Genomic DNA, 25528 nt, shown 5'->3' on the forward strand with positions numbered 1-25528 from the left:
GGATTTGCTATGCAGTTTTCCCCGCCGCTAAAACCCGCCACGCTGATTCAGCGCTATAAACGATTTCTTGCCGATGTGATTACGCCAGAGGGCGAAACGCTGACGCTGCATTGCCCGAATACCGGTGCAATGACCGGCTGCGCCACACCTGGCGACACGGTCTGGTATTCCACATCAGAAAATCCTAAACGCAAATATGCGCACACCTGGGAATTAACGCAAACCCAGCAAGGGGCGTTTATTTGCGTCAACACGCTGCGCGCAAATACGCTGACCAAAGAGGCGATCCTCGCCGGAAACCTGCCAGAACTGACCGGCTATAGCGCGCTGAAAAGCGAAGTAAAATATGGTGCGGAACGTAGCAGAATTGATTTTCTGCTACAGGCGGATGATCGCCGCAACTGCTATATTGAAGTGAAATCGGTCACGCTCGCCGAGCAGCAGTCAGGTTTTTTCCCGGATGCGGTCACCCTCCGGGGTCAGAAGCATCTGCGGGAGTTAATGAGCGTGGCGGCCAATGGCGATCGCGCTGTCATCCTGTTTGCCGTCTTGCACTCAGCCGTTGAACATTTTTCTCCAGCGCGCCATATTGATGAGGAATACGCACGTTTGTTGAATGACGCACAACGTCAGGGGGTGGAAATTCTCGCTTATAAAGCGGAACTTTCTGCCGATAACATCACTCTGAGTTTGCCGGTGCCTTTCACCGTTTAGAGGCAGGCGTTTGACTAATAAGTGTTCTGGTCGCGTGCGCAAATACGCTTTTCTTCACAGGGTTGTCAAGTGTTACGTTTAGATATTTGCCATCCGGAAAAGCATCTGTTATTTATAGCGGCCTGATTTTTCCCCCAACCGGGGATCGATAGTGCGTGTTAAGGAGAAGCAACATGCAAGAAGGGCAAAACCGTAAAACATCGTCCCTGAGTATTCTCGCCATCGCTGGGGTGGAGCCGTATCAAGAGAAGCCGGGCGAAGAGTATATGAACGAAGCCCAGCTGGCTCACTTCAAGCGCATTCTTGAAGCATGGCGTAATCAACTTAGGGATGAAGTCGATCGCACCGTCACACATATGCAAGACGAAGCTGCAAACTTCCCTGATCCGGTTGATCGTGCCGCACAGGAAGAAGAGTTCAGCCTCGAACTGCGTAACCGTGATCGCGAGCGCAAGCTGATTAAAAAGATCGAGAAGACGCTGAAAAAAGTGGAAGACGAAGATTTCGGCTTCTGTGAATCCTGCGGTGTGGAAATTGGTATCCGCCGTCTGGAAGCGCGTCCGACCGCCGATCTGTGCATCGACTGCAAAACGCTGGCGGAAATCCGCGAAAAACAGATGGCGGGTTAATCACCCGTTATCACTGATGGCGCACCACAACGCTGTGGTTGCGCCCTATACGGCGGGATTTATTCCCGCCCTATATTTTTTTGCCTGTTGATATGCCTGAATCACACTATATTGGGCGCTTTGCGCCATCTCCCTCTGGTGAACTGCATTTTGGTTCGCTGATCGCTGCGCTTGGCAGCTACCTGCAAGCTCGCGCCAGTCAAGGCCTTTGGCTTGTTCGCATCGAAGATATTGACCCTCCACGCGAAGTCCCCGGTGCAGCAAACACCATCCTGCGTCAGCTTGAACATTACGGCCTGCAGTGGGACGGCGATGTGCTCTGGCAATCACAACGTCATGAGGCTTACCGCGACGCGCTCGCGACGTTGCAGCGTGAAGGATTAAGCTATTACTGCACCTGCTCGCGTGCGCGGATTCAAAGCGTGGGCGGCACCTATGATGGCTATTGCCGTACCCGCCATAACGGCCCGGAAAACGCGGCCGTACGCCTGATGCAGCAGCATCCGGTGCTGGCGTTTGATGACAAACTGCGCGGTCATATCATTGCCGATGAAAAACTGGCGCGGGAAGATTTTATTATTCATCGTCGTGATGGGCTGTTTGCTTACAACCTGGCGGTGGTAGTTGATGATCATTTTCAGGGTGTTACCGAGATTGTGCGTGGTGCGGATTTGATCGAACCCACGGTGCGGCAAATTTCCCTGTATCAACACCTTGGCTGGCCGACGCCAGAGTACATTCATTTGCCACTGGCGATGAATGAGCAGGGAAATAAGCTCTCCAAGCAGAACCATGCGCCCGCCTTGCCTGGCGGCGATCCGCGCCCCATAATAATCAGGGCTTTACAATTCCTGAACCAGGATGTAACACAAGAATGGCAGGATCTCAGCATTGAGGCATTGCTGAAAAGGGCGATGGCGAACTGGGCGCTTTCCCGCGTTCCGGGAGCAGCGTGTGCGAATACGGCATTCTCAAATGCCTCGCGCTGAGCTATGATTAGCCGCTATTTTTTTGTCCTGACGTTTGACACTTACCGAGGTGTACTATTTTTACCCGAGTCGCTAATTTTTGCCGCAAGGTGCTGAGCCGCGAAGAGAGCATGGTCGTTGAGGCTATGGCCCAACCACAGATGACGGTTATTCCGCGTGAGCAGCACGCTATTTCCCGCAAAGATATCAGTGAAAACGCGCTCAAGGTGCTCTATCGTCTGAATAAAGCGGGCTACGACGCTTACCTGGTGGGCGGCGGCGTGCGTGACTTATTGCTGGGCAAAAAACCAAAAGATTTTGACGTTACCACCAGCGCGACCCCGGACCAGGTACGTAAACTGTTCCGCAACTGCCGCCTGGTCGGACGCCGTTTCCGTCTCGCGCATGTGATGTTCGGGCCGGAAATCATCGAAGTCGCCACCTTCCGCGGGCACCATGACGATCAACAAACCGATCGCACCATCTCCCAGCGCGGGCAAAACGGAATGCTTCTGCGCGACAATATCTTCGGCTCCATCGAAGAAGATGCCCAGCGCCGCGACTTCACCATTAACAGCCTCTATTACAGCGTAGCCGATTTTACCGTTCGCGATTACGTGGGCGGTATGCGCGACCTGGAAGAAGGCGTGATCCGCCTGATTGGCAACCCGGAGACGCGTTACCGCGAAGATCCGGTACGCATGCTGCGCGCCGTGCGGTTCGCCGCCAAGCTGAACATGCGCATCAGCGAAGAAACCGCCGAACCTATTCCGCGTCTCGCCACCCTGATCAACGATGTACCGCCAGCGCGCCTGTTTGAGGAGTCGCTCAAACTGTTGCAGGCGGGCTATGGCTACGACACCTGCCAGTTGCTGCGCGAATACGGCCTGTTTCAGCCGCTGTTCCCGAGCATCACGCGCTATTTCACCGAAAACGGCGATAGCCCGATGGAGCGCATTATCGAGCAGGTGCTGAAGAACACGGATAACCGCATCCGCAATGATATGCGTGTTAACCCGGCGTTTCTGTTTGCCGCCATGTTCTGGTATCCGCTGCTGGAGAATGCCCAGCGCATCGCACAAGAAGGCGGGCTGGCCTATTACGACGCTTTCGCGTTGGCGATGAATGATGTGCTGGACGAAGCCTGTCGTTCACTGGCAATTCCGAAGCGCATTACCACGCTGGTTCGCGATATCTGGCAGTTGCAGTTGCGTATGTCCCGTCGTCAGGGGAAACGCGCCTGGAAACTGATGGAGCATCCGAAATTCCGCGCCGCCTACGACCTGATGGCACTGCGCGCCGATGCCGAAAACAACGGTGAACTGCAACGTCTGGTGAAATGGTGGGGTGAATTCCAGGTTTCTGCGCCGCCAGCGCAAAAAGATATGCTGGATGATTTAGGTGATGAACCGGCTGAACGCCGTCGTCATCGTCGACCGCGCAAACGCACACCGCGTCGCGAGGGCAATGCGTGACCCTCGCGTATATTGCGCTGGGTAGCAATCTGGCGTCACCGCTCGACCAGGTTAATGCCGCCATAACGGCCATTGGGGAGATCCCGCAAAGCCGGATTGTGGCGGTTTCCTCACTGTACCGCACTCCTCCGCTTGGCCCGCAGGATCAACCGGACTATCTCAACGCCGCCGTGGCGCTGGAAACGGAACTCGCGCCCGAAGCGCTGCTCGATCACACCCAGCGTATTGAGCTGCAACAAGGCCGCGTGCGTAAAGCGGAGCGCTGGGGACCGCGTACGCTTGACCTGGACATTATGCTGTTCGGTGAATTGACGCTAAATACCCCCCGTCTGACCGTCCCTCATTACGACATGAAAAACCGCGGCTTTATGCTGTGGCCGCTGTTTGAAATCGCACCTGAATGCGTGTTCCCGGATGGCATCTCCCTGCGGTCAGTACTGGCGCAACTTAACGCGCCGAAACCTGACGCCTGGTAATATTTCCTTTCTGCCCACCCGCGTCCCACGGGTTGTCTAAAATCATTGCCCACCTGAGTGTTGCTGTTAGAATGCGCCAAGATTCGTTTTGGACTATCAGGAAACGCTATGAAACCGACCACCATCTCCTGGCTGCACAAGTGCAAGCAGGAAAAGAAACGCTTCGCAACCATCACCGCTTACGACTACAGCTTCGCGAAACTGTTCGCCGAAGAGGGGATTAACGTGATGCTGGTGGGCGACTCGCTTGGGATGACGGTACAAGGTCATGACTCCACCCTGCCGGTAACGGTGGCGGATATCGCCTATCACACGCAGGCCGTACGCCGTGGCGCACCGGCCTGTCTGCTGCTTGCCGACCTGCCGTTTATGGCGTATGCCACGCCGGAGCAGGCATTTGAGAACTCCGCAGTGGTGATGCGCGCAGGCGCCAATATGGTCAAAATCGAAGGCGGCGCCTGGCTTGCACCTACCGTCAAAATGCTCACCGAACGCGCCGTGCCGGTGTGCGGGCATCTGGGGTTAACCCCGCAATCGGTGAATATTTTCGGCGGCTATAAGGTCCAGGGACGCGGTGAGGCCGCTCAGGGACTGTTTGATGATGCGCTGGCGCTGGAAGCCGCAGGCGCGCAATTGCTGGTGCTGGAGTGCGTACCGGTTGAGCTGGCGCAACGTATTACCGATGCGTTGAGTATCCCGGTGATTGGCATTGGCGCAGGTAACGTCACCGATGGTCAGATTCTGGTCATGCACGATGCTTTCGGCATTACCGGCGGCCACATTCCTAAATTCGCTAAAAATTTCCTGAATGAAGCAGGCGACATGCGCGCCGCCGTTAGGCAGTATGTTGCTGACGTTGAGTCCGGCGTCTACCCGGGCGAAGAACACAGTTTCCATTAAGGAGTCCTGTTGTGTTGATTATTGAAACCCTCCCGCTGCTGCGTCAGCATATCCGCCGACTACGCCTGGAAGGTAAACGCATTGCGCTGGTGCCCACCATGGGCAACCTGCATGATGGTCATATGAAGCTGGTTGATGAAGCCAAAGCCCGCGCTGATGTGGTGGTGGTGAGCATTTTCGTTAACCCGATGCAGTTCGATCGGCCGGATGATTTAGCGCGTTACCCGCGCACCCTGCAGGAAGACTGTGAAAAGCTGAACAAACGCAAAGCGGATATCGTCTTTGCCCCGGCCCCTGCGGATATTTACCCACAGGGCACCGATACCCAGACTTATGTCGACGTACCCGGTATCTCCACCATGCTGGAAGGTGCAAGCCGCCCGGGTCATTTCCGGGGCGTGTCGACCATCGTTAGTAAGCTGTTTAACATGGTGCAGCCGGATATCGCCTGTTTTGGCGAGAAGGATTACCAGCAGTTACAGCTTATTCGCAAAATGGTGGCCGATATGGGCTACGACATTGAGATTGTCGGCGTTCCCACCGTGCGGGCAAAAGATGGCCTGGCGCTGAGTTCACGTAATGGTTACCTCACCGCCGATCAGCGCAAAATCGCTCCGGCGCTCAGCAAAGTCATGAACGCGCTCGCAGATAAACTGCTGGCAGGCGAGCGCAACAGCGACGAGCTGATTGCGATTGCTGAGCAGGAGATCAATGACGCCGGTTTACGCGCCGATGATATCCAGATCCGCGATGCGGACACACTACAGGCGTTATCCGACAGCAGCCAGCGGGCAGTAGTGTTGATGGCGGCATGGCTTGGTCAGGCGCGGCTTATCGACAATAAAGTGGTTGAACTCGCCCATCAGGCGGGGTAAAAAAATGGGCAATACGCCACCTGTGATCATGCAGTCGTGGCACGCCGTACGGGGGGATACGCATGGAGCCGCCCCCTCTTTCAGGTTACTTATCAGTAGGGTTTAACTTATGATTCGCACAATGCTGCAAGGCAAGCTCCACCGCGTCAAAGTGACACAGGCCGACCTGCATTACGAAGGTTCCTGCGCCATTGACCAGGATTTCCTTGAGGCGGCTGGTATTCTGGAATACGAAGCCATTGATATTTACAACGTGACCAACGGGAAACGCTTTTCCACCTATGCGATTGCCGGTGAGCGCGGCTCAAAAATTATTTCGGTTAACGGCGCGGCAGCGCACTGCGCAGATGTGGGCGATATCCTGATCATCGCCAGCTACGTCACCGTACCGGACGAGGTTGCCCGTAGCTGGCAGCCAAAAGTGGCCTATTTTGATGGCGACAATGAGATGAAACGCACGGCCAAAGCCGTGCCGGTTCAGGTTGCCTGATGCCCTACCCCTGCGGCTGATTACTGATCAGCCGCGACATCGCTTCCAGAGAATCCGTTCTTAGCACATACAGTCGTTTCAGCAAGAACGGATTATCCCCCGGTTTTACCTTCCCGCGCACCGTGGTGACCGCCAGATGGAAACCGGCGTCATTCGCCGCCTTGACCGCTTTATCGTCATACACGCCAAACGGATACGCCAGGTAGAGCACGTGTGGGTTGAACTGCGCCAGCGCGCGGCGCGAACGTTTAAAATCAAACAGAATGTTGTGATAGTTGCGGCTCAGTAGAATCGGATGCATGGCATCGTCGACCCGGTGCAGAAAATGGGTATGCGACTGCACATCAAACACATCGCTGATATCGTATAGCTCTGACACGCTCATAAACTGCAGCGTCTTCGGATCCCACGGCTGCGGTTTCAGCTTGATGCGCGACGAGATAATAAACGCCGTGGCTTTGAAATTATATTCACGCAGGATAGGCCAGGCGTAACGACTGACGGACTTCAGCCCATCATCAAAAGTGATCACTACCGAACGCGCCGGCAGATTCATACGGTTACGGACGTAGCCTTCCAGTTGATACATTGACAGGGTGGTATAGCCCTGATCGCGCAGCCAGGTCATCTGGTTCGTAAAAGCACGCACCGACGTGGTGGTCGAGGTGTGGCGAAAACGGGTGTTCTCTTCATCACGCAGAATATGGTGGTACGTCAGCACGGGAATGCCATTATCTTCCTGCGCATCCAGGCTGCTCACCCACGCCAGCCGGTTGCCAATGCGGATCTGGAACCAGGTCTGATTCAGACGATCTTTGAGCTTATCAATAATCGGGTAACGCAGGTTTTCCGCCAGCGAGCCAAACGGCTCACTGGTCACATCCGGCGCGTTATAGAGCGGCGTGTCCTGCCAGGTAATGAGATTCTGGTTACTGAGCGGTTTGTTCAGATCGCCAAGGCTATCTTCCACGCGCTGGTTGCCGGAAACCAGCCCCAAATGACCTTTGTCGATAAACCCGCTGCCGAAGCCGAAGCGAAACGCATAGTAATCTTCCGCCCCCGGGACGACGGCAAGGATTTGCCCGGCGCGAATATTGCCGACGGTAACCACTTTGTCGCCGACTTGCGCCCAGATATCGGCATCTTCGGTGGTTTGCATATAGCGAGCAGGAACGCGTTGCTCACTCACAATGCTGGCAGAAGCGCTGCAGGTTATCAGCAGCAACAGAATGGTAATCAAACGAGACATGAGACGAACCGGCTTGAGAAAGTGAGCCCAGTGTAACAAAGCAGAAACAGATACCAACGGCTCTTTTTAGTACAAAAAATACGCTAATCCTGGGAATTGGCTCTCTCCCGCAGAAGAGAGCCAGGCCCGGCTTTAACTGCGTAGCCCGCGTCCGCGCTGGATCAGATACCAGCAGAACAGATAAAAGGCGACGATAAACACCACCAGCACCCCGACCGTGGTAAACAGCGGTACATCGGTAATGCCGAGGAAACCAAAACGGAATCCGCTTATCATATAGACAATCGGGTTCAGATGAGACAACGCCTGCCAGAACGGCGGCAGCAGCGTCAGTGAATAGAACACCCCGCCAAGATAAGTCAGTGGCGTCAGCACAAATGTCGGGATCAGGCTGATGTCATCAAACGTTTTGGCAAAAACCGCGTTCAATAAACCGGCGAGAGAAAACAGCACGGCGGTCAGCAACAGCGTCAGAGCGACGAACAGCCACGAATGCACCTGAAACGGCACGAAAAACAGCGATACGGCAGTCACCAGTACGCCAACGCACAGCCCGCGCGCCACACCGCCGCCGACGTAACCGGCGATAATGACATGTGTCGGCACCGGGGCAACCAGCAACTCTTCAATATTGCGCTGAAATTTCGCGCTAAAAAAGGACGAGGCCACATTGGCATAAGCGTTGGTGATCACCGCCATCATGATCAACCCCGGCACGATAAACTGCATGTAGGTAAAACCGTGCATTTCACCGATGCGTGAACCGATCAGGTTGCCAAAAATAATAAAATAGAGCGTCATGGTGATCACTGGCGGCACCAGCGTTTGCACCCAAATGCGCATAAAACGCTGGATCTCTTTGTACCAGATACTCTTCAGCGCCACCCAAAAAAGCTGCATCATGCGCTTTCTCCTTTTCTCTCATGCACCAGCGTGACGAACAGCTCTTCGAGACGGTTGGCTTTATTACGCATACTCAATACCTGCACGCCCTGCGCGCTAAGCTGGCTGAACACGCTATTTACCCCCTGCTCACGCAGGACTTCCACTTCCAGCGTGGAAGTATCCACCAGCCGGTACTGGTACCCTTCCAGCTTCGGCAGCGGGCTTTTCGGCGCTAAATCGAGAATAAACGTCTCTGACTTCAGCTTCGAGAGCAGCGCTTTCATTGAGGTGTTTTCAATCAGATCGCCGCGCTGAATAATGCCAATATTGCGGCACAGCATTTCGGCTTCTTCCAGATAGTGGGTGGTCAGAATAATGGTGGTGCCTTTATCGTTCAGATCTTTCAGGAACCCCCACATTGAGCGGCGTAACTCAATATCCACGCCCGCGGTTGGCTCGTCGAGGATCAGCAGTTTCGGCTCGTGCATCAGCGCACGGGCAATCATCAGACGACGTTTCATGCCGCCGGAAAGCATCCGCGCACGTTCGTTACGTTTTTCCCACAGATCGAGTTGATTCAGGTACTTTTCGCTGCGAACCAACGCCTCTTTACGATCCACGCCGTAGTAACCGGCCTGGTTCACCACAATCTGCTGCACGGTTTCAAACGGGTTAAAATTAAATTCCTGCGGCACCAGTCCCAACTGGCGCTTGGCGTTAACGACATCTTTGTCCAGATCGTAACCAAAGACGCTGACGCGCCCGGAGGTTTTATTTACCAGCGAACTGATAATGCCAATGGTGGTGGATTTTCCCGCGCCATTCGGCCCAAGAAGCGCATAGAAATCGCCCGCTTCGACTTTTAAATCAATGCCGCGCAGCGCCTGAACGCCGCCCGGATAGGTTTTTTTAAGCTGCTCAAGCTCCAGTGCAATGGTCATGAATTATCACTTACCTGTTTTCTTACACTCGATGTGTGGTTTAAAAAGAGTTGGAGTTAACCTATATTAGCGCAACGCACTTATCTGGTTACAGGTTGTTAACGTCCATGAAAGACATAGATACACTCATCAGCAATAATGCACTATGGTCAAAAATGCTGGTGGAAGAAGATCCCGGATTTTTCGAAACACTGGCGCAAGCACAGAAGCCGCGCTTTCTCTGGATTGGATGCTCTGACTCCCGCGTTCCCGCCGAACGCCTTACCGGCCTCGAACCCGGCGAACTGTTTGTTCACCGAAATGTTGCCAACCTGGTTATCCACACCGATTTGAACTGCCTCTCCGTGGTTCAGTACGCCGTGGATGTGCTGGAAGTTGAACACATCATCATTTGCGGCCACTACGGCTGCGGCGGTGTACAGGCCGCGGTTGAAAACCCGGAACTGGGTCTTATCAACAACTGGCTGCTGCATATTCGCGATATCTGGTTTAAACATAGCTCGCTGCTTGGCGAAATGCCGCCCGAACGTCGTCTCGATACGCTGTGCGAACTGAACGTCATGGAGCAGGTATACAACCTTGGTCACTCGACGATCATGCAGTCCGCATGGAAACGTGGGCAGAAAGTGACGATTCATGGCTGGGCCTACGGCATTCATGATGGCCTGCTGCGTAATCTGGATGTCACCGCCACCAACCGCGAAACGCTGGAACAGCGTTACCGTCAGGGTGTGTCCAACCTCAGTCAGAAACACAGCAATCACAAATAACAATCGGGGCCGTCGGCCCCGATTTTTTTATTCTTCCAGCATGACCACTTTGCCAACATACGGCAGATGGCGATAGCGCTGCGCATAATCAATGCCGTAACCCACCACAAACTCATCCGGAATGGAAAAACCGACAAACTCAACGGGTACGTCCACTTCACGACGGGAAGGTTTATCCAGCAGGGTGCAAATCGCCAGCGATTTTGGCTCGCGCAGGCTGAGGATTTCACGCACTTTCGACAGCGTATTACCCGAATCGATAATGTCTTCGACGATCAGCACGTCTTTGCCGCGAATGTCTTCATCCAGGTCTTTCAGGATTTTCACATCACGGGTGGTGGACATGCCACTGCCGTAGCTGGAGGCGGTCATAAAATCGACTTCGTGAGAAACCTGCACTTCACGGCACAGGTCAGCCATAAACATAAACGATCCACGCAGCAGCCCCACCAGCACCATTTCGCTGCCGCTATCTTTGTAACGTTCAGTGATTTGACGACCCAGCTCAACGATACGCGCTTTGATCTCCGCTTCCGGGATCATCACTTCAACAGTGTGTTTCATTTTAACTAACCATATGATTTAAATCGTAAATCATTCAACACCGGTTGAGAGCGCCGGTAATTGAAACGCAAGATGCGCAGTATACCAGCAAAAAGATCATTAGGTGCCATTCCGCTACAAAGCTCATTTTGTGATGACGATCACACTTGTTAACTCCTATAATGAATTGCTATCAAAATATTAACAAACTGATGAGTGTCTTTTTATGGCAGAAACAAAAACGCAACAGCCGCGGCGTCTGGTGACGCTGACGGCGCTGTTCGCAGCCTTTTGCGGGCTGTATCTGTTAATCGGCGGTGCCTGGCTGGTCGCCATTGGCGGCTCCTGGTACTACCCTATCGCAGGCCTGGTGATGCTGGCAGTGACCGGGTTGCTGTGGAAAGGCCAGCGTGCGGCATTATGGCTGTATGCCGCCCTGTTGCTGGTCACCATGATCTGGGGCGTGTGGGAAGTCGGTTTCGATTTCTGGGCGCTCACGCCGCGTAGCGACATCCTGGTCTTCTTCGGTATCTGGCTGATTCTGCCGTTTGTCTGGCGGCGATTAGTCGTCCCCGCGCGTGGCGCAGTCGCTGCGCTGGTGGTGACACTGCTGGTCAGCGGCGGCATTCTGACGTGGGCCGGTTTTCACGATCCGCAAGAGATCCGCGGCACGCTGAGCGCAGAAAGTACGCCTGCACAGGCTATCTCTGCGGTTGCTGACAGTGACTGGCCCGCGTACGGTCGTAATCAGGAAGGGCAGCGTTACTCGCCGTTGAAGCAGATCAACGCCGATAACGTGCATAATCTGAAAGAAGCGTGGGTGTTTCGCACCGGCGATCTGAAGCAGCCGAACGATCCGGGAGAAATCACCAACGAAGTGACGCCCATTAAAGTTGGCGACTCCCTATTCCTGTGTACTGCGCACCAGCGCCTGTTCGCCCTCGATGCCGCCACGGGTAAAGAGAAATGGCACTTCGATCCGCAACTGAATACCAATCCGACCTTCCAGCATGTCACCTGCCGTGGCGTTTCTTATCATGAAGCGACCGCTGACAATGCCAGCCCGGATGTGGTGGCGGATTGCCCGCGCCGTATTATCCTGCCGGTGAATGATGGTCGTCTGTTCGCCGTCAACGCGGATAACGGTAAGCTGTGTGACTCCTTTGCCAATAAAGGCATTCTCAACCTGCAAACCAATATGCCGGTGACCACACCGGGCATGTACGAACCCACCTCGCCGCCCATCGTCACCGATAAGGTGATTATTATTGCCGGTGCGGTAACGGATAACTTCTCCACCCGTGAGCCTTCGGGGGTGATCCGCGGTTTCGACATCAATACCGGTAAACTGCTGTGGGCCTTCGATCCGGGCGCGAAAGATCCAAATGCGATCCCGGCCGATGAACACCACTATACCGTCAACTCGCCGAACTCCTGGGCGCCTGCCGCCTATGACGCGAAGCTGGATTTGGTCTATCTGCCGATGGGCGTCACCACGCCGGATATCTGGGGCGGTAACCGCACACCCGAGCAGGAGCGTTACGCCAGTTCGATCGTCGCACTGAACGCCACCACCGGCAAACTGGCCTGGAGCTACCAGACCGTTCACCACGATTTGTGGGACATGGATATGCCGTCGCAGCCGACGCTGGCGGATATCAGCGTCAACGGCAAAACGGTTCCGGTGATTTATGCGCCGGCGAAAACCGGCAACATTTTCGTACTGGATCGTCGTAATGGTGAACTGGTGGTACCCGCGCCGGAAAAACCGGTGCCGCAGGGGGCTGCCAAAGGCGACCATGTCACCCCTACCCAACCGTTCTCCGATTTGAGTTTCCGTCCGAAGAAAGATCTCAGCGGGGCGGACATGTGGGGCGCCACCATGTTCGATCAACTGGTGTGCCGCGTCATGTTCCACCAGATGCGCTATGAAGGCATTTTCACCCCGCCGTCAGAACAGGGCACGCTGGTGTTCCCGGGTAACCTCGGGATGTTTGAATGGGGCGGTATCTCTGTCGATCCGCATCGCCAGGTCGCCATTGCCAACCCGATGGCGCTGCCGTTTGTGTCGAAGCTGATCCCGCGCGGTCCGGGTAACCCGATGGAACCGCCGAAAGACGCGAAAGGCACTGGCTCAGAGTCGGGGATCCAGCCGCAGTATGGTGTACCGTACGGCGTAACGCTGAACCCGTTCCTGTCGCCGTTCGGTCTGCCGTGTAAACAACCGGCATGGGGTTATATTTCCGCTCTCGATTTGAAAACCAATCAGGTGGTGTGGAAAAAACGTATTGGTACACCGCAGGACAGCATGCCGTTCCCGATGCCGGTTCCGGTGCCGTTCAATATGGGGATGCCAATGCTTGGCGGCCCGATCTCCACAGCGGGTAATGTGCTGTTTATCGCGGCCACCGCGGATAACTACCTGCGCGCTTACAATATGAGCAACGGTGAAAAACTGTGGCAGGGTCGATTGCCGGCAGGCGGTCAGGCCACACCGATGACCTATGAGGTCAATGGCAAACAGTATGTGGTCATTTCCGCTGGCGGTCACGGGTCGTTCGGCACCAAAATGGGCGACTATATCGTCGCTTATGCACTGCCGGATGATGCCAAATAAAGAGAACACAAGCCCGGTAGCGAGGTTGCTTACCGGGCCGAACACTCTCGCAGCCGGAGGCGCGTTTTGACGCCCTCCGGCTTTTTTACACCGTAAACCCTAACATCATCCCGGTATCTTCATGCTCCAGCAGATGGCAGTGCGCCATATAAGCATGCTCTTTTGGCGCGTCATGCTGGAAACGCACTAACACTTCACTGCGCGCCCCGTAAACATTCACGGTATCTTTCCAGCCCGCACGATGCGCCGCAGGCGGTTTGCCGTTTTCTGACAGAATACGGAACTGGGTCCCGTGAATATGGAAGGGGTGCAGCATCATGTCGCCTTCGCCCGAGATCACCCAACGTTCGTACTGCCCTTTTTGCGCCGCAAAAGCCGGAGTGGTCATGTCGAAGGCTTTGCCGTTGATCCGGTTGGCGGAGTGGAAATCAAACCCGCCGTTACCGTGGTTCATCGTACCCTGATCACTGTTCATCCCGCCATGGTTCATCTGGCCATGATTCATTTGCATCGTGCCCATCTGCCCGTGGCTCATCGGCATATTCCCGCTCTGGGTATGACTCATTTGCCCATGGCCCATCATCATGCCAGCCATTGCCGCATCACCGTACTTCTGTTGCAACGCCTGCATCCCCATCATGTCGAGCATCGGGTCCATCGACAGTTGCAGCGTCCGTTGCGTTAACCCTTCGAGCGGCGGCAACGCAGGCAGCGATGCGAGCTTATCGGGCAATATGCCGGAAGCGGTGACCTGCAACGGCTGAATACGCAGCACCGGGTGCGGCTGGTCGAACGGCGCAACCGTCATCCCCATCTGCTGTACCGGCAGCGTAACAATATCGAAGGGCTTACCGTCGCTGATATCCACCAATACTTCGAACCGCTCGCCCATCAACATCGGTAATTCACTGACCTTGACCGGTTCACTGAGCAAGCCGCCGTCGCTCGCGATCACATACAGCGGGCGTTTATCGCTGGCCGCAACATTAAGCGAACGCGCATTACAGCCATTGAGCAAGCGCAGACGTAACCAGCCGCGGGGTGCGGCGTGCTGAGGATACACCGCGCCATTAGTCAGTAAGGTATCGCCAAACCAGCCCACAGCCGCGCTCATCACATCAAGCTGGTAATCAATTTGCCCCTGCGCGGTAAACCTTTTGTCCTGCATTATCACCGGAACATCATCAATGCCCCACTGTTGCGGCAGGCGCAGTTGGCGAAGCGTATCATCTTCAATCAGTACCAGCCCGGCGAGCCCCATTGCCACCTGGCGGCCAGTTTTACCGTGCTGATGCGGGTGGAACCAGCAGGTTGCCGCCTGCTGCGTGGGGGTAAAAGTTACCGTACGGCTGCCGCCGGGTTTGATGACACCCTGCGGCCCGCCATCGACCTCGCCTGCGACTTCAACGCCGTGCCAGTGCACAGTGGTCTCTTCGGCCAGCGTATTACGGATATCCACCGTGACGGCGCGCCCCTGGCGGAGCTGAAGCGCAGGCCCAAGCAGTGAGCCGTTGTAACCCCAGGTGGTTGCAGATTTACCGCCGAACAGGGTTTCCCCCGCTTGTACCGTAAGCTGAATACGGCTTTGCGCATCGGGGGCAAGCAGTGGCGGGATGGGTAATGTCGGGCGTTCAGCGGCAAACAGCGATCGGCTCCACAGCGGCAGCGCGCTCATTACGCCTAACGCGGCGGAATATTTCAAAAAATCACGGCGTTGCATGGGCATTTCCTTATCAATTGCAGGCGATATTTTGAGCATAAACCCTCCCCCTGCCGGAAGGTCAAGAAATCAGATAATAATAAATATCGTCGCCCTATCAGGACTGTGCTAACGTTTAAATTCCGTTACGCCGTGGTAGAAATAATGAAGACGTTTTTCAGAGCAGTAGTCCTCGGCAGCCTGCTGGCTGTCTCCGCTAACAGTTATGCGCTAAGTGAATCCGAAGCTGAAGATATGGCCGATCTGACGGCCGTGTTTGTATTTCTGAAAAACGACTGCGGCTATAACAACTTGCCTAACGGGCAGATCCGTCGCGCACTGGTCTTTTTCGCCCAGCAAAACCAGTGGGATCTCAGCAACTATGACACCTGGGATATGAAATCGCTGGGTGAAGATAGCTACCGCGACCTGAGCGGCATTGGTATTCCTACCGCAAAAAAATGTAAAGCCCTCGCTCGCGACTCCCTTAGCCTTCTCGCCTACGTTAAATAATCGTTCCCTGCCCCGTCCTCTTTCTGATCGCACTGCGCCACGAAGCAAGACGGGATAACGGTGAAATTCTGACCGTGCAACCCCGGTCAGAGTTAGCTATGATGTTGCGCCCATTTTCGCGGTGTTAACAAAGGAGCAACCTATGGCCGACAACGCCGTGTGGCACGAGACCCTGCATGACCACTTTGGTCAATATTTTGCCGTTGATAAAGTGCTGTATCACGAGAAAACCGATCATCAGGATCTGGTCATCTTCGAGAATGCCGCGTTTGGGCGCGTAATGGCGCTGGATGGCGTTGTTCAGACCACCGAACGTGATGAGTTTATCTACCACGAAATGATGACCCACGTTCCGCTGCTGGCTCACGGCCACGCAAAAGATGTGTTAATCATCGGCGGTGGCGATGGGGCCATGTTGCGTGAAGTTTCGCGCCATAAAAATATTGCCACTATTACCATGGTGGAAATCGACGCGGGCGTCGTCTCTTTCTGCCGTCAGTACCTGCCGAATCACAGCGCAGGCGCTTATGACGATCCCCGTTTTCAGTTGGTGATCGACGATGGCGTCAATTTTGTTAACCACACCCGCCAGACATTCGACGTGATCATTTCTGACTGCACGGATCCTATCGGTCCGGGGGAGAGCCTGTTCACCTCCGCCTTTTATGAGGGCTGCAAACGCTGCCTGAACCCGGGCGGGATCTTCGTGGCGCAGAATGGCGTAAGCTTTCTGCAACAAGAGGAGGTCACCGGCAGTCATCGCAAGTTGAGTCACTATTTTAGCGACGTCAGTTTTTATCAGGCAGCGGTTCCGACCTATTACGGCGGCATCATGACGTTTGCCTGGGCGACGGATAACGAAGCGTTACGCCACCTCTCAACCGGGATCATCGCCGCCCGTTTCCATACTGCCGCAATAACCTGCCGTTACTATAATCCGGCGATTCATACCGCGGCGTTCGCCTTGCCGCAATATTTGCAAGACGCTCTGTCCTTCTAAGGAGGTGATGAAAATTGAAAAAGCTGAAGCTGCACGGCTTTAACAACCTGACGAAAAGCCTGAGTTTTTGTATCTACGACATCTGCTACGCCAAAACGGCGGAAGAGCGTGACGGCTACATTGCCTATATTGATGAACTCTATAACGCCAACCGTCTGACAGAGATCCTGAGCGAAACCTGCAATATTATCGGTGCCAATATCCTGAACATTGCCCGCCAGGATTACGAGCCGCAGGGCGCAAGCGTGACTATTCTGGTGAGCGAAGAACCCGTCGACCCGCAGCTTATCGATAAAACCGAGCACCCGGGCCCGCTGCCGGAAGCGGTGGTCGCGCATCTGGATAAGAGCCATATTTGCGTCCATACCTACCCGGAAAGCCATCCTGAGGGCGGGTTGTGCACGTTCCGCGCCGATATCGAAGTCTCCACCTGCGGCGTTATCTCTCCGCTCAAAGCGCTGAATTACCTGATCCACCAGCTTGAGTCGGATATTGTCACGGTCGATTACCGCGTACGCGGCTTTACCCGCGACGTTAACGGCATGAAGCATTTTATCGATCATGAGATTAATTCGATTCAGAACTTTATGTCTGATGACATGAAATCACTGTATGACATGGTGGACGTGAACGTTTATCAGGAAAATATCTTCCATACCAAGATGTTGCTTAAAGAGTTCGATCTTAAGCACTACATGTTCCATACCAAACCGGAAGACCTGACCGCAGAAGAACGCAAAGAGATCACAGAAGCGTTGTGGAAAGAGATGCGCGAGATCTACTACGGCCGCAATATTCCAGCCGTATAACCCGCGACGGAGCACGGAGGCTCCTTTATCTATCGCTGTTTCAGGAATTCGCGATAGGCGGCCACCACCTGAAGAAAATCCTCCACGCCGCACAGCGACAGGCTCTCTTCATCGTAATAGCTCATCCCTTCTTCCATCTCATCGCCGGAAAATTCCAGCTGGTTGGCGCGCACCATCACCTCTTCGCCATCCATCCACAGCGTGTATTCATGCCCGGCGCGTTGCCAGGAGCGCTCGCTGCCCTTCACCGTTTTCGCCGCCTGCTCCACTTCATCCAGTAAGGCCAGGTTCTCTTTCACTTCTTCATTAAACCAGTGTCCGACAGCTTCGTGGCCCATCGACATACGCACCTTCACCACGCCGGTGACATCACGCAGAAATTCGTAATCCATAATCGCTTCCTCCTGCCGGCCTGATGGCCCGCCTATGCTGTAATTATCGCAGCACACTGCCAGAAAAAAAGCGTACTAACGGGAAGCAACGAAAAATATCCGCGTGAGGGTGTTTCGCCTGCGCAGAAATCATCCGCCAAGCATAATCCCACCATCGACCGCGATATGTTGCCCAGTAATAAAGCCATTTTTCATCAGGAACAGGTATGCCTGCGCCAGCTCATCTATCTCAGCCGTGCGCTGCAATGGAATAGTGTTAGCGAAGCGATCCGCCGTGGCGGCTAATTGTTCAGCGGGCATATCTCGCCAGAAAGGCGTCACCGTCCAGGTGGGCGAAACCGCATTGACGCGAATGTCCGGCGCTAACTCCACCGCCAGCCCTTCCACTAACGCATTGATCCCCAGATTGCCGACATAACTGGCGCAGGCATCCTGCGCCCGACCACCGGTGCCGGAGGTAAAAATCAGGCTACCGCCGGGGCGAATTTTCTTCGCCGCCAGCTGGCCTATGCGTACGTTGGTGAAGAACTTTGATTCGATAACATGGCGAATCACCGCCATCGGTGCAGTAACAAAGCCGCCGCCCATCACATCGCCAACCATCGACACCAGATGATCCACCTGCGGCATCTCATCAAATAACTGCTCCAGCGCGGCATGATCGTGCGCATCGGCGACGTAGGTAGTCACCGATCCGCCAGCCGTTTGCAGCCGGGTTTTCGCCACCTCAAGCCGACCAATGTCGCGGCCAATCAGAATAAGATTCGCCCCTTCGTTTACCGCCTGCCGGGCAACCTGAAAGCCGATCCCCGAACTGCCGCCGATGATCGCCACCGTACGCAATGTCAGATCATCCATGATGAACACCTTGCTCCATGAAGCGAATGGCCGCCTGCGTAGCAATCACATTGTCTTCTTCACCGCTTGCGCCGCTCACGCCCACCGCGCCAATCAAACGACCATCGAGCATGACCGGAACACCGCCCTGCAACGGAGTGATGCCAGGCGTGGCAAGAAAGCTCAGTGAGCCCTGGTTGATAAAGGTTTCGAAGAGACTGGAAGGATCGCGCAGCAGCGCGGCGGTTTTCGCCTTGGCAATCGCGGTGTTCACCGTTACGCCCGCGCTGTCGTCGTCACGTTCAAACGCCAGCAGTTCGCCGCTCAGATCGACAACGGCCACGCTCACCCGCCGCTGCCTGCTGCGCGCTTCGCTAAGGGCTTTCTTCAGCACTAAACGCGCCGCATGCAATGTCATTTGCGGATGCATTGTCACTAACTCAGGTGTTTCGCTCGTCGCCATATCTCATCTCCTGAATCGCCCTTTTTTGGGCATAGGAAAGCCCCCGCGTCAGGTAACGGTGACGCGTAAGACATGTAATTGGTGTTCGGGAACAGAGCGATGCTAGAGTTTTTCGATATGTCAGTAATAGACATTTGATGCGCTTAAAAAGCGATTTTTTGCAGTGCCAGGGGAAAGAAAAAAGCCACCCCGAAGGGTGGCTCTGGTACTCAGACCGCGGTCTGGAAAATCACACCGTCTGCTTTCTCAGTGTACTGATTAAGCTGGTCGAAGTTCAGGTAGCGGTATGTGTCTGCAGCGGTTTTATCCACCTGCGACATAAAGTTAAGGTACTCTTCCGGCGTCGGCAGTTTACCGGTCAGCGCAGCGACCGCCGCCAGCTCCGCAGATGCCAGGTAAACGTTCGCCCCGGTACCTAAACGGTTCGGGAAGTTACGGGTGGACGTGGATACGACAGTCGAACCGTCCGCCACACGCGCCTGGTTACCCATGCACAGGGAGCAGCCCGGGATCTCAATGCGCGCGCCGCTCTTACCGAACACGCTGTAATACCCTTCTTCCGTCAACTGCGCGGCATCCATACGGGTCGGCGGCGCAACCCACAGGCGGGTCGGCAACTGGCCTTTATGGCTGTCCAGCAGTTTACCAGCGGCACGGAAGTGACCGATGTTTGTCATACAGGAACCGATAAAGACTTCATCGATGCTTGCACCCTGCACGTCAGACAGCAGACGCGCGTCGTCCGGATCGTTCGGCGCACAGAGGATCGGCTCTTTGATTTCCGCCAGATCGATGTCGATGACCGCCGCGTACTCCGCGTCAGCATCGGCTTCCAGCAGTTGCGGATCTGCCAGCCATTTTTCCATGCCCTGCACGCGACGTTCCAGCGTACGACGATCGCCGTAGCCTTCAGAAATCATCCACTTCAGCAGCACGATGTTCGAGTTCAGATACTCGATAATCGGTTCTTTGTTCAGTTTAATGGTGCAACCGGCGGCCGAACGCTCAGCAGAGGCATCCGTCAGCTCAAACGCCTGCTCGACTTTCAGATCCGGCAGACCTTCGATTTCGAGGATGCGGCCAGAGAAGATGTTTTTCTTCCCTTTCTTCTCAACGGTCAGCAGGCCTTGTTTGATGGCATACAGCGGGATGGCATGCACCAGATCGCGCAGAGTAATACCCGGCTGCATTTTGCCTTTGAAGCGCACCAGCACAGACTCCGGCATATCCAGCGGCATAACGCCGGTGGCGGCGGCAAACGCCACCAGGCCAGAACCCGCCGGGAAGGAGATACCGATCGGGAAACGGGTATGCGAGTCACCACCGGTACCAACGGTATCCGGCAGCAGCATACGGTTCAGCCATGAGTGGATTACACCGTCGCCCGGACGCAGGGAAACACCGCCGCGGTTCATAATGAAGTCCGGCAGCGTATGGTGCGTGGTCACGTCTACAGGCTTCGGATAGGCCGCCGTGTGGCAGAAGGACTGCATCACCAGGTCGGAAGAGAAGCCCAGACAGGCCAGGTCTTTCAGTTCATCACGGGTCATCGGACCGGTGGTGTCCTGAGAACCCACGGAGGTCATTTTCGGTTCGCAGTAAGCGCCAGGACGGATACCGGCCACGCCGCAGGCGCGACCCACCATTTTCTGCGCCAGCGAGTAGCCGCGGCTGCTCTCCGCCACGTCTTTCGCCTGACGGAACACATCGCTGTGCGGCAGACCCAGCGCTTCGCGCGCTTTGGTCGTCAGCCCACGACCGATAATCAACGGAATACGGCCACCGGCGCGCACTTCGTCGATCAACACGTCGGTTTTCAGCTCAAAGCTGGCCAGCAGTTCGCCGGTTTCATGGTTGCGAACTTCACCTTTGAACGGGTAAACGTCGATCACGTCGCCCATATTGAGGCTGTTCACATCCACTTCGACAGGCAGCGCGCCCGCATCTTCCATGGTGTTGAAGAAGATAGGCGCAATTTTACCGCCGAGCACCAGACCGCCGCCGCGCTTGTTCGGCACGTTCGGAATGTCATCGCCCATAAACCACAGTACGGAGTTAGTGGCGGATTTACGGGAAGAACCGGTACCGACCACATCGCCGACATAGGCCAGCGGGAAACCTTTTTTCGCCAGCGCCTCGATCTGTTTGATCGGACCAACAACGCCCGGCTGATCCGGCTCAATGCCTTCACGGGCGTTTTTCAGCATCGCCAGCGCGTGCAGCGGGATATCCGGGCGGGACCAGGCATCCGGCGCCGGAGAGAGATCATCGGTGTTGGTTTCGCCGGTGACTTTAAACACCGTCACGGTGATTTTGTCGGCCAGTGCCGGACGGCTCAGGAACCATTCTGCATCGGCCCAAGATTGCATCACCTGTTTCGCGTGGGCGTTGCCCGCTTTGGCTTTCTCTTCCACATCGTAGAAGTTATCGAACATCAGCAGCGTGTGGGACAGTGCTTTAGCGGCGATCGGCGCAAGTTTGTCGCTATCCAGCGCATCAATCAGCGGATGAATGTTATAGCCGCCCTGCATGGTGCCCAGCAGTTCAATGGCTTTTTCAGGGGTAACCAGTGGGGAGGTGGCGTCGCCTTTGGCGATGGCAGCAAGGAAACCCGCTTTGACATAGGCGGCTTCATCAACGCCTGGCGGGACACGGTTAGTCAGCAGATCAATCAGGAATTCTTCTTCGCCAGCAGGCGGGCTTTTCAGCAGCTCGACAAGGCCTGCCATTTGGGTTGCATCTAATGGTTTTGGCGCAATCCCCTCAGCGGCACGTTCAGCTACGTGCTTACGGTATTCTTCTAGCACGACGGTTCTCCTCGCTCTCATTGTCATAATGCGGCAGGCGTTTCTCTTCACTCTCCTGTGAGACAGCAGTTTGTAGGGTAAATCCGCGAACCGCGTTCGGCAGCATAGCAGGATTTACGGGGGGTGTTAATCTGTTTACAAAAAAGCAACATAAAAAATTGGCTGAATCGTTAAAGGCGGAATAAAGCAGACGGCAGACGGTTTTTAGGGAACAGAATCGACGCCATAAAAAACAAAAAACGGCCCCAAAGGACCGTTTTTATGACGTTATTGTGACAACGTTCGTAGCAAGGAAACCACATTGTTGCGCGTGTATTGTTCCGGGGTAACGGTTTGATCAACCAGTTCTCCCATCACATATTTTTTCACCGTTTCGCGGTTGTTCACCTGCTCGTGGTGTCCCACGCTCGCCAGTTGCCCGCGCGCCGTGTAATTGAGGGTCGTGCTGCTCTCTTCGTCATTTTCCAGCAAGTGGTAATAGTAGTTCTGCGACGATTTCATGCTGTTCAGCGACAGCGGGAAAGAGGGATCTAACGCTTGATGCCAGGCGGCGCTGGTATGGCTACGCGCGGTCTGCTTCAGGGTTTTTGAGCCATCACTGGCAACAGACTCTTCGGTCGTTTGCGAAGCCTGGTAGGAAAAACGATCTTTCTCTTCTTCATGCAGCGGGTTGATGGATTTTTCCGTTTGCGTCAGTGATAAAGAGAAGTCATTCAGCCCGCTTAGCTGCGATTTACCGTTATCGCCGACGCGAATATCCGCCGCGCCCACTTTTAATGACTCATCGTTTTCCGTCGTGGTATTTAACGCCCTAAATACCGACTTCAGCGCTTCCATCTGCGCACGATCGCCGTGACCGGCAATGCGCGCTTTATCAAACTTGCTGTCGTAGGCATTCAGCGCACTTTGCTGCTGTGCATAGTTGCCAGACAGCCCGGATTGAGAAAGGTCGCTGCTCATCTTCAGCGAGAAATCCTTATCTTCATAGGCAATCCAGCGTTCTTTCGTGTCCGCATGGAAATTGAGCGATTGCAGCGACGTGTCGCCAGTACGCATATCCGTTTTCAAATCCACCGATTTGAGCACACTGCTGTCAAACTGCGTTAACCCCTTCACGTCGACTTCAGGCGGGTTGCGGCCCAGTCCTGATAACGTTTTTTGCAACGACTCACCCAGTTTGGCGACCGCCTCAGCTTCGTCATCGTTCAGACTGTCGCCTTCCGTTTTGACCTCCACCGCCATGCCATCGTCCTGCTGGGTCATGATCAGATGAACAGTGGAGCCAGATTGCGTGACGATATCCAGCGTGATAGCGGACTCATTTCCGCCGCTCCCGTTCATCCCGACGCCGGTGAGTGCCTGGGTGAAATCGGCTCGATTTTCTTTCAGGTTACTGAGCAGTACGCTGCCCAGACTGCCGAATGCGGAAACAGAGTTGCTCCCCTTTGCAGACTGCATCAATGCCTGAATAGTCGCATTGTTTTGCAGGGATGTGCTGGCGCTGATTTTCTTCGGCGACAGGCTATACACCGCGGCGATTTCTGCGGTCTGGCTGCCAAACATCACTTTTGCCGATGCCGTTGCACCCGCAGAAGTGGTGTTACTGCTGGCGGTACGCGCCGAAGTGTTCACTGTTGACGATGGGGTAACACGCGCCGCGGAAGAGAGCGACGACAGGTTGAGGCCGTTGATCATGACGATAAAACTCCTTCTCTCGCCGGGAATGGTCGACAGAGGGTAATATCGGCAAAATCTGCGTAATATTTATACCCTGGCAGTGAAAGTCTCTACCTGCTCACGAAAATGGCGCAAAAAAAACGCCTCCGAAGAGGCGCTTTAGCGTGGCGAAAACTTATTTTTTCTTCGCTTTCGGGTTCGGCAGGTCAGTGATACTGCCTTCGAACACTTCCGCCGCCAGACCTACGGATTCGTGCAGAGTCGGGTGAGCGTGGATGGTCAGCGCGATATCTTCAGCGTCGCAACCCATTTCGATCGCCAGACCGATTTCGCCCAGCAGCTCACCGCCGTTGGTGCCGACAATCGCGCCACCGATAACACGGTGCGTCTCTTTGTCGAAAATCAGTTTGGTCATACCGTCTGCGCAATCGGAAGCGATAGCACGACCCGAAGCCGCCCACGGGAAGGTGGCGGTTTCGTAGCTGATGCCTTTCTCTTTCGCTTCTTTCTCGGTCAGACCCACCCATGCAACTTCTGGCTCGGTGTAGGCGATAGACGGGATAACTTTCGGATCGAAGTAGTGTTTTTTACCGGCGATAACTTCTGCGGCCACGTGGCCTTCATGCACGCCTTTGTGCGCCAGCATCGGCTGACCGACGATATCGCCGATAGCGAAGATGTGCGGCACGTTGGTGCGCAGTTGTTTATCAACACGGATAAAGCCACGGTCGTCCACTTCCACGCCTGCCTGGCCTGCGTCGAGGTTTTTACCGTTCGGCACACGGCCGATGGCCACCAGCACGGCATCGTAACGCTGCGCTTCAGCCGGGGCTTTTTTGCCTTCCATGGAAACATAGATACCGTCTTCTTTTGCTTCAACGGCGGTCACTTTGGTTTCCAGCATCAGGTTGAATTTCTTGCTGATGCGTTTGGTGAAGACTTTAACGATGTCTTTGTCAGCCGCCGGGATAACCTGGTCGAACATTTCAACCACGTCAATCTCTGAACCCAGCGCATGGTACACGGTACCCATTTCCAGACCGATGATACCGCCACCCATAACCAGCATACGCTTCGGTACGGATTTCAGTTCCAGTGCGTCGGTGGAGTCCCATACGCGCGGATCTTCATGCGGGATAAACGGCAGTTGAATCGGACGGGAACCCGCCGCGATGATTGCATTGTCAAAGTTGATCACGGTTTTACCGTTTTCGCCTTCAACTTCCAGGGTGTTCGCCCCGGTGAATTTACCCAGACCGTTAACCACTTTAACTTTACGGCCTTTCGCCATCCCCGCCAGACCGCCGGTCAGCTGAGTGATAACTTTCTCTTTCCAGGTACGAATTTTGTCGATATCGGTTTTCGGCTCGCCAAAAACGATGCCGTGTTCAGCCAGCGCTTTGGCTTCTTCGATAACTTTTGCTACGTGCAGCAGCGCTTTAGAAGGGATACAACCCACGTTCAGACAAACACCGCCAAGGGTGCTGTAACGTTCAACGATGACGGTTTCCAGACCTAAATCAGCGCAACGGAAGGCAGCAGAGTAACCTGCAGGGCCTGCCCCAAGTACCACGACCTGAGTTTTGATTTCAGTACTCATCATGACCTCTTATTGATTTCCGGCGGTCAGGGGTACTTCATGTCGCCCTTCATCCACCGGGACGTTCTATCCGCCCGCAGTTTACAAAAATGTTAACAATTTTGAAACAACAAACGGCAAACGATTTGTCCTTTGCCCCTGATAACCCCATAAGCAGTATGAGATTAGCAGAAAAAAGCCGGCCGTCAGGCCGGCTTTT

The 25528-nt window shown here is 54.8% G+C and carries 24 protein-coding genes; 13 read left to right on the plus strand and 11 right to left on the minus strand.

Annotated elements, in window-relative coordinates:
- Window positions 1–9: 9 nt before the first annotated feature.
- The 8 genes from sfsA to panD all read left to right on the plus strand — a co-directional run bounded on the left by sfsA (window position 10) and on the right by panD (window position 6527).
- Entirely contained in the window at window positions 10–714 is a 705-nt protein-coding gene (gene sfsA, locus N7922_RS20470; RefSeq protein WP_263098019.1) for a DNA/RNA nuclease SfsA, read from the plus strand.
- Between the two features lie 173 nt (window positions 715–887).
- Window positions 888–1343 (plus strand): RNA polymerase-binding protein DksA, encoded by a 456-nt coding sequence (gene dksA / locus N7922_RS20475; RefSeq protein ID WP_007373199.1) that lies wholly within the window; start codon window positions 888–890, stop codon window positions 1341–1343.
- A 92-nt stretch (window positions 1344–1435) separates the two neighbouring features.
- Entirely contained in the window at window positions 1436–2332 is an 897-nt protein-coding gene (gluQRS, locus tag N7922_RS20480) for a tRNA glutamyl-Q(34) synthetase GluQRS (RefSeq protein WP_263098020.1), read from the plus strand.
- Between the two features lie 56 nt (window positions 2333–2388).
- Window positions 2389–3786, plus strand: a complete 1398-nt coding sequence (pcnB, locus tag N7922_RS20485) for a polynucleotide adenylyltransferase PcnB (protein ID WP_263100967.1) — start codon at window positions 2389–2391, stop codon at window positions 3784–3786.
- Complete coding sequence (gene folK, locus N7922_RS20490) at window positions 3783–4262, plus strand: 2-amino-4-hydroxy-6-hydroxymethyldihydropteridine diphosphokinase (RefSeq protein WP_263098021.1); 480 nt, start codon at window positions 3783–3785, stop codon at window positions 4260–4262. Before pcnB ends, folK begins: the two co-directional genes overlap by 4 nt.
- A 108-nt stretch (window positions 4263–4370) precedes the next feature.
- Window positions 4371–5162 carry a 3-methyl-2-oxobutanoate hydroxymethyltransferase gene (panB, locus tag N7922_RS20495; RefSeq protein WP_263098022.1) on the plus strand — a complete coding sequence of 264 codons (792 nt, stop codon included), beginning with the start codon at window positions 4371–4373 and terminating at the stop codon, window positions 5160–5162.
- A gap of 11 nt (window positions 5163–5173) precedes the next feature.
- The gene (gene panC / locus N7922_RS20500; protein ID WP_263098023.1) at window positions 5174–6037 is read left to right on the plus strand and encodes a pantoate--beta-alanine ligase; all 864 of its coding nucleotides are present in this window, start codon (window positions 5174–5176) and stop codon (window positions 6035–6037) included.
- A gap of 109 nt (window positions 6038–6146) precedes the next feature.
- Entirely contained in the window at window positions 6147–6527 is a 381-nt protein-coding gene (gene panD / locus N7922_RS20505) for an aspartate 1-decarboxylase (RefSeq protein WP_061497624.1), read from the plus strand.
- Window positions 6528–6531: 4 nt separating this feature from the next.
- On the opposite strand, the gene N7922_RS20510 is transcribed toward panD, so the two are convergent.
- From N7922_RS20510 to N7922_RS20520, 3 genes are all read right to left on the minus strand, one after another.
- Window positions 6532–7776, minus strand: coding sequence for a polysaccharide deacetylase family protein (locus N7922_RS20510; protein WP_263098024.1), 1245 nt, complete (start codon window positions 7774–7776; stop codon window positions 6532–6534).
- Between the two features lie 132 nt (window positions 7777–7908).
- Window positions 7909–8679: an ABC transporter permease gene (locus N7922_RS20515; RefSeq protein ID WP_263098025.1), complete on the minus strand. Its 771-nt coding sequence runs from the start codon at window positions 8677–8679 to the stop codon at window positions 7909–7911.
- Window positions 8676–9602 carry an ABC transporter ATP-binding protein gene (locus N7922_RS20520; protein WP_263098026.1) on the minus strand — a complete coding sequence of 309 codons (927 nt, stop codon included), beginning with the start codon at window positions 9600–9602 and terminating at the stop codon, window positions 8676–8678. The genes N7922_RS20515 and N7922_RS20520 overlap by 4 nt, the downstream gene beginning before the upstream one ends.
- Window positions 9603–9709: 107 nt before the next feature.
- Between N7922_RS20520 and can the strand changes: the two genes are divergently transcribed.
- Window positions 9710–10372, plus strand: coding sequence for a carbonate dehydratase (gene can / locus N7922_RS20525; protein ID WP_200552633.1), 663 nt, complete (start codon window positions 9710–9712; stop codon window positions 10370–10372).
- A 27-nt stretch (window positions 10373–10399) separates the two neighbouring features.
- Here can and hpt read toward each other — a convergent pair whose 3' ends face one another.
- Window positions 10400–10936 carry a hypoxanthine phosphoribosyltransferase gene (gene hpt, locus N7922_RS20530; protein WP_061497633.1) on the minus strand — a complete coding sequence of 179 codons (537 nt, stop codon included), beginning with the start codon at window positions 10934–10936 and terminating at the stop codon, window positions 10400–10402.
- Between the two features lie 205 nt (window positions 10937–11141).
- Between hpt and N7922_RS20535 the strand changes: the two genes are divergently transcribed.
- A complete protein-coding gene (locus tag N7922_RS20535) occupies window positions 11142–13532 on the plus strand; it encodes a glucose/quinate/shikimate family membrane-bound PQQ-dependent dehydrogenase (RefSeq protein ID WP_263098027.1) in 2391 nt (796 codons plus the stop codon).
- 85 nt (window positions 13533–13617) lie between these two features.
- Here the strand turns inward: N7922_RS20535 and cueO are convergent, their stop codons facing one another.
- On the minus strand, window positions 13618–15252 hold the full coding sequence (gene cueO / locus N7922_RS20540; RefSeq protein ID WP_263098028.1) for a multicopper oxidase CueO: 1635 nt from the start codon (window positions 15250–15252) through the stop codon (window positions 13618–13620).
- A gap of 144 nt (window positions 15253–15396) precedes the next feature.
- Between cueO and N7922_RS20545 the strand changes: the two genes are divergently transcribed.
- From N7922_RS20545 to speD, 3 genes are all read left to right on the plus strand, one after another.
- Window positions 15397–15744 (plus strand): YacC family pilotin-like protein, encoded by a 348-nt coding sequence (locus N7922_RS20545; protein ID WP_263098029.1) that lies wholly within the window; start codon window positions 15397–15399, stop codon window positions 15742–15744.
- A gap of 142 nt (window positions 15745–15886) precedes the next feature.
- The gene (speE, locus tag N7922_RS20550) at window positions 15887–16744 is read left to right on the plus strand and encodes a polyamine aminopropyltransferase (RefSeq protein WP_263098030.1); all 858 of its coding nucleotides are present in this window, start codon (window positions 15887–15889) and stop codon (window positions 16742–16744) included.
- Window positions 16745–16758: 14 nt separating this feature from the next.
- On the plus strand, window positions 16759–17553 hold the full coding sequence (gene speD, locus N7922_RS20555) for an adenosylmethionine decarboxylase (RefSeq protein WP_263098031.1): 795 nt from the start codon (window positions 16759–16761) through the stop codon (window positions 17551–17553).
- Window positions 17554–17582: 29 nt separating this feature from the next.
- Here the strand turns inward: speD and yacL are convergent, their stop codons facing one another.
- The 6 genes from yacL to lpdA form a co-directional block, all read right to left on the minus strand.
- Window positions 17583–17945, minus strand: a complete 363-nt coding sequence (yacL, locus tag N7922_RS20560; protein WP_088237396.1) for a protein YacL — start codon at window positions 17943–17945, stop codon at window positions 17583–17585.
- A 129-nt stretch (window positions 17946–18074) separates the two neighbouring features.
- Window positions 18075–18803 (minus strand): SDR family oxidoreductase, encoded by a 729-nt coding sequence (locus N7922_RS20565; protein WP_263098032.1) that lies wholly within the window; start codon window positions 18801–18803, stop codon window positions 18075–18077.
- Window positions 18796–19245 (minus strand): GlcG/HbpS family heme-binding protein, encoded by a 450-nt coding sequence (locus tag N7922_RS20570; RefSeq protein ID WP_263098033.1) that lies wholly within the window; start codon window positions 19243–19245, stop codon window positions 18796–18798. The genes N7922_RS20565 and N7922_RS20570 overlap by 8 nt, the downstream gene beginning before the upstream one ends.
- A 209-nt stretch (window positions 19246–19454) precedes the next feature.
- Window positions 19455–22052 carry a bifunctional aconitate hydratase 2/2-methylisocitrate dehydratase gene (acnB, locus tag N7922_RS20575; protein WP_263098034.1) on the minus strand — a complete coding sequence of 866 codons (2598 nt, stop codon included), beginning with the start codon at window positions 22050–22052 and terminating at the stop codon, window positions 19455–19457.
- 267 nt (window positions 22053–22319) lie between these two features.
- On the minus strand, window positions 22320–23747 hold the full coding sequence (locus N7922_RS20580) for a hypothetical protein (RefSeq protein WP_263098035.1): 1428 nt from the start codon (window positions 23745–23747) through the stop codon (window positions 22320–22322).
- Between the two features lie 157 nt (window positions 23748–23904).
- Window positions 23905–25329 carry a dihydrolipoyl dehydrogenase gene (gene lpdA / locus N7922_RS20585; protein WP_263100968.1) on the minus strand — a complete coding sequence of 475 codons (1425 nt, stop codon included), beginning with the start codon at window positions 25327–25329 and terminating at the stop codon, window positions 23905–23907.
- Between the last annotated feature and the right edge of the window lie 199 nt (window positions 25330–25528).

It is taken from the genome of Kosakonia sp. ML.JS2a, assembly GCF_025642095.1.
GTDB lineage: Bacteria > Pseudomonadota > Gammaproteobacteria > Enterobacterales > Enterobacteriaceae.